This window comes from Sphingobacterium sp. UBA6317 (genome assembly GCF_002440385.1).
Taxonomy (GTDB): Bacteria; Bacteroidota; Bacteroidia; order Sphingobacteriales; family Sphingobacteriaceae; genus Sphingobacterium; species Sphingobacterium multivorum.
Window position 1 is genome coordinate 33349 of the sequence record NZ_DJTD01000068.1, and the last position, 14258, is coordinate 47606.

The following is a 14258-nucleotide window of genomic DNA, read 5'->3' on the forward strand; positions in this document are numbered from 1 at the left end:
TCGCCTGCTGTTCGGCCGTTGTTCGGCTCCTTGCCGAAGCGGACCCGAATCTTTCCCGAAGCCCAGTCGAAGCCCAGTCGAAGCTGTCTCGAAGCTGTCTCGAAGCTGTCCCGAGCCGTTCCCGAAGCAATCCCGATCCGTTGCCGAATAGCGTACGGATTTGAACGGACTTGAGCGGATTTAAAGGGAATTAAACGGACTTTAGGCATATACACTCCGCTCTTGAATAAGCAAGCCCAACACAATTTCATAAAAAAAGCCTTATCAAATTGTACCAATTTTTATCCTTTTTATGTCCAATCTTAAAGACCTATTTTTTAATCAAAAATCCAGTCATTTCCATAAAAATAATATGTAACTTTGTGCTTTAATTTGAAGAACGTTCAAAACAAACATTTATAATGATTCATTTCTTTGAGAACCCATCGAACACTGTATATGGTGTTCAAAGCGTAAACTCTTTATCACAAGAAGACATTACTAAACTCAACTGGCTATTCGGCAACGCCAAAAAACTAGACGACCAAAACCTTAACCATTACTTTGTAGGACCCCGCGCCGCGATGGTTACTCCCTGGAGTACCAATGCAGTAGAAATCACGCAAAATATGGGAATTGCAGGAATTGTTCGTATAGAAGAATTTCAACCGGTACCAGCGGATTTCAATGACTTCGATCCAATGATTTCACAAAAGTTCAGTATGTTGACACAGGACATGTATACCGTCAACATTACACCTGAACCGATATTGGAAATTGAAGACATCGAGGCCTACAACAAATCTGAGGGCCTAGCGCTAAATCCAGAAGAAGTAGATTACCTCAATAACCTTTCGACCAAATTGGGTCGTCTGCTTACAGACTCGGAAGTATTCGCTTTTTCACAAGCAAACTCTGAACACTGTAGACACAAGATTTTCAATGGTACCTTTATCATTGATGGCGAAGAGCAACCCACTTCCCTCTTTAAATTAATTAAAAAGACTTCTGAAACCAATCCGAACGAGATTGTTTCTGCTTATAAAGATAACGTTGCCTTTGTCAAAGGTCCACGTGTCACACAATTTGCACCTAAATCGGCCGACAAACCTGACTTTTACGAAGAGAAAGCATTTGATTCGGTTTTATCCGTAAAAGCTGAAACACACAATTTCCCGACTACTGTAGAACCATTTTCGGGTGCTGCAACTGGGTCAGGTGGTGAAATCCGCGACCGTATGGCCGGTGGCCAAGGAGCGATTCCATTGGCGGGTACTGCCGTATACATGACTGCTTATTCGCGATTGGAACAAAATAAATTGGACCTTCAGGCAGGAACAGTTACTGAACCGGCAAAGGAACTCAACAAAACGCGGCCATGGGAAAATGCGATGCAAGAGCGTCAATGGTTGTACCAGACCCCGGTTGACATCCTGATTAAAGCTTCCAATGGTGCTTCTGACTTCGGTAATAAGTTTGGTCAGCCCTTAATTACAGGTTCTGTATTGACCTTCGAACATGAAGAGGATGGCCGTAAACTTGGTTACGACAAAGTCATTATGCAAGCGGGTGGTGTTGGTTATGGAAAACTGGATCAAGCGAAAAAACATACGCCGAAAACTGGCGATAAAGTTGTTATCCTAGGTGGAGAAAATTACCGCATCGGAATGGGTGGCGCTGCTGTATCTTCTGCAGATACAGGGGCATTTGGTTCTGGAATTGAGCTTAATGCCATTCAACGTTCCAATCCCGAAATGCAAAAACGTGCAGCGAATGCTGTTCGTGGCTTAGTAGAGTCTGATCATAACCCTATTGTCTCTATCCACGATCATGGTGCAGGTGGCCACTTAAACTGTTTATCTGAACTTGTTGAAGAGACCGGCGGCTTGATTGACCTGGATGCACTTCCTGTAGGCGATCCTACACTATCCGCAAAAGAAATTATCGGTAATGAATCGCAAGAACGTATGGGACTTGTGATCGCCGAAGATGATATTGACACCTTAAAACGTGTTGCCGATCGCGAACGTGCACCAATGTACACCGTAGGTGATGTCACTGGCGACCACCGCTTTACTTTCGAATCAAAAAGTACGGGTGAAAAACCAATGGATTATGCCCTTGAAGATTTCTTTGGCTCATCGCCAAAAACTTTCATGCGCGATAAAACCGTAGTTCGCAACTACGCTGATCTTGCTTATGATGCAGCTAATATTCCAAGCTACTTAAACCAAGTATTACAACTGGAAGCGGTTGCTTCCAAAGATTGGTTAACCAATAAAGTAGACCGTTGTGTTGGTGGCCGTGTTGCCAAACAACAATGTGCGGGTCCATTGCAATTGCCGTTGAATAACGTCGGTGTCATGGCATTGGATTATAAAGGTAAAGAAGGTATTGCGACAACAATAGGTCACTCCCCTGTGGCTGCCTTAGTGGATCCGGCTGCGGCAAGCAGAACGGCTATTGCGGAATCGCTTTCCAACATCGTATTTGCCCCAATCAAAAACGGTCTTGCAGGAATCTCCCTATCGGCCAACTGGATGTGGGCAGCCAATAATGAGGGTGAAGATGCCCGCTTATACCAAGCTGTTAAAGCATGCTCGGATTTTGCCATTGCATTGGGAATCAATATCCCGACGGGAAAAGATTCTTTGTCGATGAAGCAAAAATATCCAAACGGCGAAAACGTCATTGCCCCTGGCACATTGATCATTTCTGCCGCAGGAAACTGTACTGATATCACCAAAGTGGTTGAACCTGTGCTAAACAAAACAGCCGGATCGATCTATTACATCAACTTATCAAAAGATCAGTTCAAATTAGGCGGTTCGTCATTTGCACAAATCATCAATAAATTAGGTACTGAAGTACCGACCATTCAAGATGCTGCTTACTTTAAAACAGCATTCAATACCGTACAGCAATTAATTCACGAAGGACAGATCGAAGCTGGGCACGACGTCGGATCGGGTGGCTTGATTACCACCTTATTGGAAATGACCTTTGCCGATGTTAATCTTGGTGCCAATTATGACCTTTCGGCATTACATGAATCGGATAGCGTAAAAGCCTTCTTTAATGAGAATATTGCACTTGTCCTTCAAGCAAAAGACGACGCTGCATTTGAAGCGATCGTGAAAGATGCCGGTGTAAACGCGGTTAAAATTGGTCAGGTGATCGAAGGTAATACAGTGACGATTAAAAATCAAGAAGCGGTATTCAGCTTTGATGTAGCAGCAACACGTGATGTATGGTTTACGACATCCTTCCTTTTGGATTCCAAGCAATCTAAAAATGGAACTGCACAACAACGTTTTGATAATTATAAACACCAACCCCTAGCCTTTACTTTCCCAAGTCAATTTGATGGTAAGAAACCAAAAATCGACGGAACTAAAGCACGTCCGAAAGCGGCAATCCTTCGTGAGAAAGGTTCCAACTCCGAACGCGAAATGGCAAATGCCATGTTCCTGGCAGGCTTTGATGTGAAAGATGTTCACATGACCGATTTGATCACTGGTCGTGAGACATTGGAAGACATCAAATTTATCGGTGCCGTCGGAGGCTTCTCGAACTCAGATGTATTGGGTTCGGCAAAAGGTTGGGCCGGTGCTTTCCTTTACAATGAAAAAGCGAAAAAAGCCTTAACCGACTTCTTTGCTCGTCCGGATACACTTTCGGTTGGTATCTGTAATGGATGTCAGTTATTTATGGAACTTGAAATGATCAATCCTGAGCATGAAATCCATGGAAAAATGCTACACAATACTTCAGGGAAACACGAGTCAAACTTTGTGTCTGTAAAAGTTCAGGAAAACAATTCGGTCATGTTATCGACACTAGCGGGAAGTACCTTAGGGGTTTGGATTTCACACGGGGAAGGAAAATTCAACCTTCCGTATGCGGAAGAGCAATACAATATCGTGGCAAAATATGCTTATGAGCGATATCCGCATAACCCAAATGGTTCGGACTATAATACAGCAATGGTCTGCGATAAGACTGGACGCCATTTGGCTACGATGCCACATATTGAGCGTTCGGTGTTCCAATGGCATTGGGCAAATTATCCAAAAGGTCGTCAGGACGAAGTTTCTCCTTGGATTGAAGCATTCGTTAATGCACGTCAATGGATTGACGAGCAAGGCAAATAAAAAAAGAAAAACTCCTTCATGTATGAAGGAGTTTTTTTTTAGATATCCCTTTTGTATCCTGGTTTGTTCATCATTTGATCTAGGGAGTATTTTCCAGAGCCCATGACCATAAAAAAGATCAGCAAAAAGAATACGACTATAGAAAGCCACAATTCGGAATTCAAATAACTAAACCCGTGGGTGATATTAACAAAAAATACAGCCCCTACCAATACCGGAAATAATAGTAATGAGGCTAAACGGGTTTGAAAACCTAAGATAAGGAACAGCCCGCCTACCAAATGGGTAAAAACCACATAGTGAACCGCACCCCATGATGATAAGTGGAAACTACTTTGCTCAATCATGTGTTGAACAACATCCCTATCATTTACGAAACTTACACCTTTGGCAAAAATAACGATCCCTAAGGCTATTCTTAGGTAATCGATCCATTGTGGGTGATGTGCATCGCCCCAATGCTCAATTTTGTGTATCAGGTTCATAACATACCTCCTTTTTATAGATGGTTATAGCCTAATAACAATTGAACAGTAAAAAAGTTGTTTGTATGAGATGATTCACTATCAAAATGTTACGAAGTGAAGACAGCCCACTCCTACGCAACACTTCTGCTAAAACCAATCGTTGGCAAATGAGGCCTCACGCTGTTTCCAAAATCAATCAATCAATCAATCAATCAATGCAACCATAAATTAGGAGAAAAAAAATCGAATGACAAAATCCCAAAACGCGGTTGTCAGCAGCCCCACAACGATACTAAAACCGATCACCAGATTGACCAATTTGGTATTCAGGTGGTATTGCTCGGCAATGATCCCTGAGGTTACCAAGGTTGGCATAGCCGCTTCGAATATACTAATCCGCGCAACAGAGCCCTTTACACCAAGTAGTAAAGCAAATAGTAATACCAATGCTGGGGCAAGAATCAATTTATAACTCATCGCTGTACTGATCTGCGAAATCTGTTGTCGCCAGCCATCAAACTTCAACTGTAAACCAATAGAAAATAAGGCCAAGGGTCCAACGGTCGCCACCAGCTTATCAAAAAAAGGCTCGGCAACTGAAAGATCAACCAATTGCGACAGCATTAAGGCTGTTATACAACCGATCAGGGGTGGAAAGCTGACTAACTTTCGAAGCATAAATTTGACATCGATCGCCTCGCCATCTTGGGCATTCGCTCGCAGTGCATTGATAAGTCCAGCTGTAGAAAGTAGAATAAATGTGGTTTGATCGCAAATAATCGCAATCGGCAACTGGGCTTCGCCAAAATAGGCGATGATCAATGGAAAGCCAATAAAGGACGTATTGCTATAACCAGCGGCCAATTCCAAACTACTGCGCGAACGCTGTTTATAGTTTTTACGCCTACAGTACATTTCCATAAATAACCAACTACCTGCCCAAACGAGGATTGCCGAAAACACCGGAAACAGTAATTGCGATGACCATACAATCTTCGGAATATATTTGAAAGACACCGCTGGAAGGGCAAAATAAAGAATCCAGGTATTGATCCCTTTATGTGCTTCGGAATGAATTAAATTTGTTCGCTTTAACAGCATCCCTGCCGCGATGCAAAATGCAATCATTATAAAATTGACCATGTTTTATTACCATTTTATACGACACAAAGGTGCAATAGTACGGCAGGCAATAACATGTACAAATACATTATTTTTATGTACATTTACGGATATATAATCAGGAGAATAATGCGCAAAAAACAGTTTGAGCCTTTGCGGATCAGTGAATTTATTGAGGATAGCTTTCATTTACCTCCACATGAACAGAATTATTATGAGCTTGTTTATATTCGTTCAGGCAAAGGAACCCATGTGATCAACAGATTTGAACTGAACTATGAACGTGGCGATGTATTCTTAATTAGTCCGGCAGACAAGCATTATTTTAACATTGAAGAAAAGACACATTTTCTGTTTATTTTATTTACAGATACCTACTTCCTGCAGAATAAACGCAATCAAAAGCGCTATGCCTGGATTATGGAGCTGATGAACGACAGGGGATTAAAGGAACGCAAATTGGATATGGGCGAGCATCATCGCCTGATTTACACTCATATCCTGGAAGCGGTCCGACTGTATAGTCATACCACAGTCAGCGAGCGTTCGGACTGGCTATTTGACCAACTCGTCGCGATCTTTGGGCTCTTCAAAGAAATAGCAGAGACGCAACGTTTACCCCAGCAGCATGAACTATATGTTGACCGATCGATTTCGGCTTACATTCATCAGCATATTTTTTCGCCCGAACAACTTCAGGTCAGCCTACTGGCTCAGAAATTCAATATTGCCCCATCCTATTTTGGGACCTACTTTAAGAAGAACTTCGGCAGCAGTTTAAGAGCGTATATCAATACCTACCGGATCGAACTCATCGAGAACAGACTTAAATCCAAAGATTATACCTTGAAACAAATTGCTGCAGAACTCGGATTTACCGACGAGAGCCATCTTTCCCATTTCTACAAACGCGCCAGGGGATTTAGTCCTTTACATTATCGAACTCAGCGGACTAAATAGTAGGCTTTCCAGATAATACACCCTGTATACGCGGAAAAATTGCAATTGAATGGGCTAAATCTTGGGTGGAATGACGCTATAAAACTTCAAGCCCTCAGCTTCAAACTTCTTATACAATACAAGTAATACATCATTTTTAAAGGCAGAAGCATTGGCAGCAAAATTCACCCAGCCGGAAACACTCAGGTAAATCATCTCAGCACTGATGTCCTGTATACTGATTCCGCTATCTCTATCCTTGATAAAATGGTTACTGCTTTCCATCGCGTCTTTGATCCATTGTTTGGCTTGGTCCAAATCTGCTTTCCGATCGATATGGAGAACAAAACTTGTCTTGCTGTATTCTTGGGATAAGGTCCAATTGACAACCCTTCCCGACAGCAAATCGCCATTTGGAATAATGACATCTGCACCATCACCTGTTTTTAAAACACTGGCGCGTATACCGATTTCCTTGACGCGTCCTTTTTTGTCGGCAAGCTCAATTTGATCACCAACGCGAAACGGCTTATCAAAAACCAAAATTATGCCCGAGACAAAATTATTGATGATATTCTGCATGCCGAGTCCGATACCAACACTCAATGCGCCAATCACGACCGTAAGTTTGTCCAAACTCATACCCAGGGCCGAGATGGCCATAAAGAAACCGATCAGAATAATGGCCAAGCGAAAGAGCGGAAATAAGGTCATCTTCTGATTATAGACCTGGCTGAGCTGACCGTCTTCACCACCAAGAACGATCAAACTGATATTTTTCTGAAACCAATTGGCCACCAATAGCAGTAAAACCGCTACACCAAGATTTCCTAAGGTAAAAGAGATGCTGCCGATACTGCGTACTTTTCCGAAGAATGTTTCGCTCAATGCCAATAAACTTTCAATAAACTGTAAGTTATTTGCCAGCACAATGATCGCCAAAAGCACACAGACAATACGCAGAATTTCGGTGATGATAGCCAATGTGCGCTGCTCGTTGAAACGCATCCAAAAACCGGAAGTCAGCCGATCTTTTTTAAACTGATTGCGGACATCCGCCTTAATCATATCCGAAAAATACTGCAGTGTAAAAGACTGCACCAGCCCCACAGCACAGGCAATACTAAAACTACGTGAATGCTCCACATGCCCGATAATATTCAGCGTAATTGCCGTCACGTTGAGTATAGCAAAAATCACATAAATAAAATTACTGATATAACCCGGACTATCCGCATTCTTTATACGCCGTTTCGTATAACTGACCAATCCTAAAGCAATCAAATTGAAGGCAATACAAACGATACGTAAAAACAGGTCATCGCTTACGATCATATTGACAAATACATCCAGGATATAAAATACAATAAGGATAATGGCAATTTTACGCTGCAATCCACTCATGCGATGCCTGAGCAAAAACATGAAGATTAACATGATGACCAATTGGGAAGCCTGCAAAATGAAACTTGGTGTAAAGAAGTTTACAAAAGGCAACAGTGTCAGGAGAAAAATAATGGTTTTCCCAACGATCGCATCAATCGCAAGTTTATGTTCAGGATCATTTTGCCGAAGGATATAAGACACCCGTACAATCCAGTAGCAATACCCCAATCCCAGTACAATCAACAGGATACGGCTCGCCCAATCTGTCCGATTCACATATTTGTCTATCGACTTATTGTTACTGTAATTACTCCGGATATTATTTAAGATCACATCTTTAGAGATGGCTGCCGTATTGGCTTTCCATATCGAACTTTTAGCGGTCACGGAATCGGCTTTTTTGTTTCCGCTTTTCATTTCGTGAACGGTTTCGATCCGAATCAGATGACGTTGATTTTTAGCAATAAGTTCATCAATCGTCCGATTGATCGCCTCCAGCGAATCTTGTTTTGCAGCTAGTTTAAGCTGCGCATTGTCGAGATATTGATACGCTCTACTGTGATTATTGGCACTGATATCATAGCGGTTGATCAGCGTCTTGATCTGATCTGCTGTCACATTGAGGCTATTGGAATAATTGCTGATACTGCCTTTAATAGACTTCAGCTGGCTGATTTCTTCATGGATACTATTTTTTACTAAAGCAATACTATCGTTAGCCGATCCAGCATTCGTTGTCAAGTAGCCATTGGATTTTTCATTCAGCTGCGCGATAAGCTCGGCCATGGAAGCCGTACGAATATTGGATAAAAAGTTTAGATTTACTTTGCGCAGATCATTTCGTAGCTCATTCCGCAGTGAGTCATTTCCAACGCGTGTCGAATCCACATTCGACCGTCTACTTAGGCTGCTATGGTTCGCCGTGCGATCGCCTATCTGATTCTTCCGAACCTGAACGGAGTCCTGTGCAAATCCGTGCAGCTGAAAAGTCAAGAGACTTAAGACAAAAATAAAATGCTTGACAATGCCCAATTTCATACTTCTAATTTTGTTGATTTTCTTTCCTGGCAATAGGTAGTCAAATGCCATGGAAACTACAAATTGCAAAGAAAGGACCAAAGGTTTTTCTCCGACAAAAATAAATTATCTCCTGTTAAAATCGAATAGCATCGGAGAGTTTTAGTTCTTCCAGCCGTTTTATTTTATCATCACGATAAAATAAATTCATCGTCTCAAAAGGAATCAACTTCAAGTCTTTATTGACGATGTGGACACAAGATTTCTTAACAGCACGAACATCAAAATCGTAGGCGTCCATAAAATTCATAATGATAATGCGGAAAAGATTGTCGTAATCAAGATCAGGTGCGCACACTTCTGGCAAACAGCAAAGTAACTGGTTTACTTTTGGCTTTACCTTATCCACCGAAATTCCGGTGCTAAATATATCCAGCAATTGCATCTGAACACCTTTGTCCTGTTCATAGACAATGGTATTGCGCGATTGGTTATTTAATAAAATAGCCGGATCAATATGCCGGGTCAAGGGTATCCGCTCATCGCCTATCTTCAGGATATAACCCATCGCCAACGCATCAGGATTACAAGGAACAGGGATAATATCATGTGGATCCAATAGGGAATATTGATTCAGAATTTCCTGACGCACCTCGGTCAGTGTCATTTTATGCTGCTGTGCATCGGTCGCATTTCGCCCGGCAATTTCCACCGGTTGAAAAGTTACCCCGCGTACACATCGCTGTTGTAAAGCGTACTCCAAGATTTCACCAATTTCATCATCATTGGTTCCCTTTTCTAAGACCACAACCAATGTTGTACTCAGATTGAGCGCATTTAATTTGTCAATGGCCTTTTTTCGGACATCCGTGAGATCTTTGCCCCGAAACTTTTCGAGCACGGATGGGCGAAAAGAATCAAACTGGAGATAGATTTCAAATTCAGGCGCATAGGTGGCGAGTTGCTCAGCAAAACCAGGATCATTGGCAATTCGGATACCATTCGTATTGAGCATGAGATGCTTAATAGGTTTTGTCTTCGCAATGTCTAAAATCTTAAAAAAATCAGGGTGTATGGTTGGCTCTCCACCGCTGATCTGAACCACATCTGGTTCACCCTCACTTTCGACGATTTTGTCAAACATCTGTTCAATCTCTTCCAGCGAGCGATGTCGTCCGTAGTGGGGCGACGACATGGCGTAACAAGTTGGGCAGGTCAAATTACAACGGTCGGTCACCTCAACAATGGACAGGCAGCTATGCTGCTCGTGATCTAAACATAAACCGCAATCGTATGGGCAGCCATAATGTACTTCGTTGTCAAATTTCAACGGTGTTTCGGAGGCTTTATTATAATTCCGAATGTTCTTATAATAGTCAACATCCGTCGCAATCAGCGTTTTGAAAAAACCATGATCGGGACAGTTTTTGGTCATAAATACCTGTTCATCCTCGATAATAATCTTGGCACCCACACGCGAAAGGCATGTTGGACATAGGCTAATGGTATAATCGTAGTACGTATAGTTTCTTACTGGCATCGTTCTGATTTCTAGTTCATAAAGGTAAGTCCGCAGGCAAGCCCTCCTGCCAGCATTGCTCCAATTCCGCCCAACAATACTTTAAGCCAGGGATTGACATTAAACTTCGACTCCTTATTACCTGCTTTAATAATCGAGCCGATAATAATAACCAAAAGTGCAATGCCAATCACAATAGCACCTATAGTAAGAAGAAAAAGTCCCAACATCGCGGTACTTTCCGATCCAAATGATCCTTCAAGCAAATACATGATTCCTATTTTTTGATTAAACGTTCATTTTTTAATAAATAAATATAATAAATTATCACCACGATGCAGGTAATTTGTATGGTACTTAGCCCCAAAAGTATAATTGCCCGTGGCTTAATAAAGTCCAAAAGGAAACGAAAACTAAAATAACTAAGCATAAAAAGCTGAAACAACACACCATTTCGATAATTGTATCGTCGTTTAAAAAGTTGGAGCGTTACAAATAAAAGCAGCAAAAATGCGATTTCATACAGCGCAACTGGATGCCGTTTGTAGGCATCGCCCAAGTACATCCCCAATGGAGAGGTAGTGGGTAAACCGTAGGTCTGCTCGAATACACCCGTGTAAAAACATCCTATCCTGCCAATGACAATTGCGGTAATTAAAGGAAAGACCATCCGATCCCCGGTACTTTCTTTTTTACCCATGATCTTTTTCATCCCTTCTACAGCAACCAAACCTCCTGCCAAACCACCGATTATCGTATTATTCACCCAGATGTAGGTCCATTTATGTGTCGCATTGAGCAACTCAGCCGGACGCTCGAGGGACCCGATAATATGCGAGCCGATTAAAGCGCCTAAGCCGGCAGCAATAACAATAAGAAGTGAATTGGTATGCCCTAAACTTTCCTCATCCTTCCACTTGAGCAGTTGGTAATAACGCATCCCTATAAACATCCCCAACCCTTCCATAAAAGGATGTAAGAGAAATGTTTTTCCAAACAAATCTATCGTAACCGGAAATTCAATTAGCACAAGCATAAACAAGTATACGAAAGACGATCAACAAAATGATAAACAAAATTGCTCACCAAGCAGACAGGACGCCAGCATTTAAAAACCAAAAAAGCCAGTCCGAGAAATGGACTGGCTTAAGAATAATTATTTTACGACAGCTATTAAAGCTGATTGCTATACACAAACCGTATTTCCTCACGGAGGTTATAACGCGAAGCCATCACTTCGCCATAGGCGCCTGCAGAACGAATGGCAATTAAGTCGCCACGTTTTGAGACCGGAAGTGGCACTTCCTTACCAAAACAATCTGAAGATTCACAGATCGGTCCAACCACATCATAGTTAATGGATTCTACAGTGTCCACCGCACTGATATTCTCAATTTTATGATAGGCCTGATACAAGGCCGGGCGCATTAATTCAGTCATTCCGGCATCCAATACCAAGAAATTCTTCTTGACACCATTTTTGACATACAAGACACGGCTTACCAAGCTTCCGCATTGCGCAACCAAAGCCCGTCCCAATTCAAAGTGCACTTCTTGCTGTGCTGTACGCTCCAGGAAGCGGTCGAAAATATCAAAATAGGCTTCAAAATCGGGAATTGTATTCCCATCCGGATTTTTATAATCTATCCCCAATCCGCCACCGACATTCAATACACGGATTTGTGTACCGCGTTCTTCAAACCAGTTTTTCCATTCATTGACTTTCACACACAGGCTTTTGAATACGGTCATATCCGTAATCTGTGAACCGACGTGAAAATGAAGACCTACCAATTCAATAGACTCACATTTTTTAAGCACGGCTGCACATTTTTCCAAATCGGCATTGGGCACACCAAATTTGTTTTCATCAAGCCCTGTTGTAATATAATGATGGGTATGTGCATCCACGTTTGGATTGATCCGTAAAGCTACATTCGCTTTTACACCTTTCTTTGAGGCAAGCTCATTGATGACCTCAAGCTCCTGAATGGATTCAACATTAAACGCGAAGATATTTTGATCGAGCGCGTAATTGATTTCCTTATCGGATTTACCAACTCCTGCAAAAGTAACTTTTTTGGAATCAAAGCCACATTCAATGGCTTTCTTCACCTCATTGCCGCTCACACAATCCGCACCAAAGCCGACCGCTTGAATCGCCTTCAATAACTCGTCATTAAAATTGGCCTTTAATGCATAATGAACATGAAATCCCCGTTTGTGCGAAGCAGCATGCGCAGCCTCCAGGGTCTTGTTTAACACATGCAGATCATAATAATAAAACGGCGTTTCTTTCTCTGCAAACTTCGCCGCGATACCTGTATTTATCATATAAAAACCTAATTCTTAAAATAAACGATTGTGCAATGAACGTAATGCTTCAGTTTTATGATCTGAATTCAATAGAATAGAGACGTTAAAGTCTGAACCACCGTAAGAAATCATACGAACTGGAAGGTGTTTTACAGCATCAAGTACGCGAGCGGCATAGCCATGGCTATTCAAACCAAAATCCCCTACAACGCATACAATGGTCTGATCACCATCCACTGTTACTGAACCAAAATCTTCCACTTCTTTGATAATATCCGCCAAATTTGTGGTATCATCAATCGTCAAAGACACCGCCACTTCCGAAGTTGTGATCATATCGATTGGTGTTTTATAACGCTCGAATATTTCAAAGACACGGCGCAGGAAACCGTAGGCAAGTAGCATTCTCGACGAATGGATATGAATTGCTGTGATACCGTCTTTCGCTGCTATAGCACGAATACAACCTTTCTGCGCACCGTCTTTACTGATCAATGTCCCTTTTGCATTGGGTTCCATCGTATTCAACAACCGAACTGGAACGTTATATTTTTGCGCTGGGAACACCGATTGTGGATGTAAGATTTTAGCACCAAAATAAGCCAGCTCCGCAGCTTCATCAAAGCTTAGATGTGCAATCGGTGTGGTTCCTTTGACAACACGGGGATCATTGTTGTGCATCCCGTCGATGTCAGTCCAGATCTGAACTTCCTCGGCACGGATTGCTGCCCCGATCAAGGAAGCCGTATAATCTGAACCTCCACGGCGCAAATTATCAATTTCACCAAAAGAATTACGGCAAATAAAACCTTGCGTGATAAATAGGGTATTTTCTGGACTCTGGGCCAAAATATGGCTTAGCTTTTCGCCAATGTAATCAACCATAGGCTCATTGTCTTCATCAATTTTCATAAAGTCCAGGGCTGGCAACAGCACGGATTTTACGCCAATTTCATTCAGGTAAAAATGCCATAAAGCGGTAGACATCAATTCGCCCTGTGCTAAAATAACTTTCTCCTCGATGGGTGTAAACAATTCGTTGGCCAAGGTAGAAATCAGGTTAAAATGGTAATCGATCAATTCTTTACCATTTTTATATCCCTGTTCAGTACTGAAAAGTTCTTTAATAAGGTCTTCGTACTTATCCTTATGCTTCTTGACCAACTCTTTAGCTTCGTCCTTCTTACCTGCTGTGTAAGCTTGACCGATTTCAACCAAAGCATTTGTCGTTCCAGCAACTGCGGACAACACGACGATCTGACGTTCAGCAGGGTTTACAATATCCAACAACCCTTTGATACGTGCTGCACTCCCCACGGAAGTACCACCAAATTTTAAAACTTTCATACTGAAGTTACA

Annotated in this window: 10 protein-coding genes; 2 read left to right on the forward strand and 8 right to left on the reverse strand. The window is 42.0% G+C overall.

Annotation, left to right across the window (positions count from 1 at the left end):
* Positions 1 to 401 precede the first annotated feature (401 nt).
* Positions 402 to 4133: a phosphoribosylformylglycinamidine synthase gene (purL, locus tag B3E92_RS23280; protein ID WP_286898447.1), complete on the forward strand. Its 3732-nt coding sequence runs from the start codon at positions 402 to 404 to the stop codon at positions 4131 to 4133.
* A 38-nt stretch (positions 4134 to 4171) separates the two neighbouring features.
* Here purL and B3E92_RS23285 read toward each other — a convergent pair whose 3' ends face one another.
* Positions 4172 to 4618: a DoxX family protein gene (locus tag B3E92_RS23285; protein ID WP_046675828.1), complete on the reverse strand. Its 447-nt coding sequence runs from the start codon at positions 4616 to 4618 to the stop codon at positions 4172 to 4174.
* A 210-nt stretch (positions 4619 to 4828) separates the two neighbouring features.
* Entirely contained in the window at positions 4829 to 5743 is a 915-nt protein-coding gene (locus tag B3E92_RS23290) for an AEC family transporter (RefSeq protein ID WP_286898448.1), read from the reverse strand.
* A gap of 108 nt (positions 5744 to 5851) precedes the next feature.
* On the opposite strand from B3E92_RS23290, the gene B3E92_RS23295 reads away from it, so the two are divergent.
* The gene (locus B3E92_RS23295) at positions 5852 to 6682 is read left to right on the forward strand and encodes a helix-turn-helix domain-containing protein (protein ID WP_286754407.1); all 831 of its coding nucleotides are present in this window, start codon (positions 5852 to 5854) and stop codon (positions 6680 to 6682) included.
* 54 nt (positions 6683 to 6736) lie between these two features.
* Here the strand turns inward: B3E92_RS23295 and B3E92_RS23300 are convergent, their stop codons facing one another.
* The 6 genes from B3E92_RS23300 to B3E92_RS23325 all read right to left on the reverse strand — a co-directional run bounded on the left by B3E92_RS23300 (position 6737) and on the right by B3E92_RS23325 (position 14246).
* On the reverse strand, positions 6737 to 9136 hold the full coding sequence (locus B3E92_RS23300; RefSeq protein ID WP_286898450.1) for a mechanosensitive ion channel family protein: 2400 nt from the start codon (positions 9134 to 9136) through the stop codon (positions 6737 to 6739).
* A gap of 64 nt (positions 9137 to 9200) precedes the next feature.
* The gene (locus tag B3E92_RS23305; protein ID WP_286898451.1) at positions 9201 to 10604 is read right to left on the reverse strand and encodes a radical SAM protein; all 1404 of its coding nucleotides are present in this window, start codon (positions 10602 to 10604) and stop codon (positions 9201 to 9203) included.
* 11 nt (positions 10605 to 10615) lie between these two features.
* A complete protein-coding gene (locus B3E92_RS23310) occupies positions 10616 to 10855 on the reverse strand; it encodes a hypothetical protein (RefSeq protein ID WP_046675824.1) in 240 nt (79 codons plus the stop codon).
* 5 nt (positions 10856 to 10860) lie between these two features.
* Positions 10861 to 11619: a prolipoprotein diacylglyceryl transferase gene (locus B3E92_RS23315; protein WP_286898452.1), complete on the reverse strand. Its 759-nt coding sequence runs from the start codon at positions 11617 to 11619 to the stop codon at positions 10861 to 10863.
* Positions 11620 to 11756: 137 nt separating this feature from the next.
* Entirely contained in the window at positions 11757 to 12917 is a 1161-nt protein-coding gene (gene lysA, locus B3E92_RS23320) for a diaminopimelate decarboxylase (RefSeq protein ID WP_070569692.1), read from the reverse strand.
* Positions 12918 to 12932: 15 nt separating this feature from the next.
* On the reverse strand, positions 12933 to 14246 hold the full coding sequence (locus tag B3E92_RS23325) for an aspartate kinase (RefSeq protein ID WP_046675821.1): 1314 nt from the start codon (positions 14244 to 14246) through the stop codon (positions 12933 to 12935).
* Positions 14247 to 14258: the final 12 nt, after the last annotated feature.

Bases quoted from the DNA above. Each gene is read 5' to 3' on its own strand.
- lysA (WP_070569692.1), bottom strand. From the start codon at position 12,917: ATGATAAATACAGGTATCGCGGCGAAGTTTGCAGAGAAAGAAACGCCG.
- B3E92_RS23325 (WP_046675821.1), bottom strand. From the start codon at position 14,246: ATGAAAGTTTTAAAATTTGGTGGTACTTCCGTGGGGAGTGCAGCACGT.
- B3E92_RS23295 (WP_286754407.1), top strand. From the start codon at position 5,852: ATGCGCAAAAAACAGTTTGAGCCTTTGCGGATCAGTGAATTTATTGAG.
- B3E92_RS23315 (WP_286898452.1), bottom strand. From the start codon at position 11,619: ATGCTTGTGCTAATTGAATTTCCGGTTACGATAGATTTGTTTGGAAAA.
- B3E92_RS23310 (WP_046675824.1), bottom strand. From the start codon at position 10,855: ATGTATTTGCTTGAAGGATCATTTGGATCGGAAAGTACCGCGATGTTG.
- B3E92_RS23305 (WP_286898451.1), bottom strand. From the start codon at position 10,604: ATGCCAGTAAGAAACTATACGTACTACGATTATACCATTAGCCTATGT.
- B3E92_RS23300 (WP_286898450.1), bottom strand. From the start codon at position 9,136: ATGGCATTTGACTACCTATTGCCAGGAAAGAAAATCAACAAAATTAGA.
- B3E92_RS23290 (WP_286898448.1), bottom strand. From the start codon at position 5,743: ATGGTCAATTTTATAATGATTGCATTTTGCATCGCGGCAGGGATGCTG.
- B3E92_RS23285 (WP_046675828.1), bottom strand. From the start codon at position 4,618: ATGAACCTGATACACAAAATTGAGCATTGGGGCGATGCACATCACCCA.
- purL (WP_286898447.1), top strand. From the start codon at position 402: ATGATTCATTTCTTTGAGAACCCATCGAACACTGTATATGGTGTTCAA.